Genomic DNA, 1,040 nt, shown 5'->3' with positions numbered 1-1,040 from the left:
GCCCGCGGCTTCGGCGGGCCGCCCGGCCGTGTCCGATCGGCCGTGTCGGCTAGTAGCGCTGGTTCAAGTAGCCCAGCAGCTCGTCGTGGAGGATGCCGTTCGAGGCCGCCGCGTTGCCGCTGTGCGGGCCCGGGCGGCCGTCGAGGCCGGTGAAGGAGCCGCCCGCCTCGGTCACCACGATCGCGGTGGCCGCCATGTCCCAGAGCGAGAGTTCGGGCTCCGCGCAGATGTCGACCGAGCCCTCGGCGACCATCATGTACGGCCAGAAGTCGCCGTACGCGCGCGTGCGCCACACCTCGCGGGACAGGTCCAGGAAGCCGTCCAGCAGGCTGCGTTCCTCCCAGCCGCTCAGCGAGGAGTACGCGAAGGAGGCGTCCTTCATCCGCGAGACCTGGGAGACCTGCAGACGGGACGCGGACGACAGGCTGCGGCCGGTGAAGGCGCCGTGGCCCTTCGAGGCCCACCAGCGGCGGGCGAGCGCGGGTGCGGAGACGACGCCGACGACCGGCTGGTAGCCGCCCTCGCCCGCTTCCATCAGCGCGATCAGGGTCGCCCAGACGGGGACGCCGCGTACGTAGTTCTTGGTGCCGTCGATCGGGTCGATCACCCAGCGGCGGGGGCCCGTGCCCTCGACCCCGTACTCCTCGCCCAGGATCGCGTCCCGTGGCCGTGCCCGGCCGAGGTGGCCGCGGATCAGTTCCTCGGCGGCCTTGTCGGCCTCGCTCACCGGGGTCATGTCCGGCTTGGTCTCGACCTTGAGGTCGAGCGCCTTGAACCGGTCCATCGTCGCGGCGTCGGCGGCGTCCGCCAGGACATGGGCGAGGCGCAGGTCATCGCGATAGTCGGGCATGGGGGAACGGTACCGCTCCGGGGGGTGCGGCTATAGGGCTGGGGTTGTGGAGAGGGGGTGGGGTGTTGGGGGCGGTTGTCGGGTGCGGGTTCGTCGTGGCTGAGCGCGCAGTTCCCCGCGCCCCTTGCAGGTGCGCCGTTCCCCGCGCCCCCTCAAGGCGAAAAGACTGCGCCGTTCCCCGCGTCCCTGA

1 protein-coding gene is annotated in these 1,040 nt (G+C 72.1%); it reads right to left on the bottom strand.

Going from position 1 to position 1,040, the window contains the following annotated elements:
- Window positions 1-49: 49 nt before the first annotated feature.
- Entirely contained in the window at window positions 50-850 is an 801-nt protein-coding gene (hisN, locus tag ACFWGJ_RS43820) for a histidinol-phosphatase (RefSeq protein ID WP_267027170.1), read from the bottom strand.
- Window positions 851-1,040 lie beyond the last annotated feature (190 nt).

Origin of the sequence: Streptomyces sp. NPDC060205 (genome assembly GCF_042728395.1) — a bacterium.
Lineage (GTDB): Bacteria > Actinomycetota > Actinomycetes > Streptomycetales > Streptomycetaceae > Streptomyces.
The sequence above is the reverse complement of the archived record's forward strand: the minus strand, read 5'-3'. Positions and strand labels throughout refer to the sequence as shown.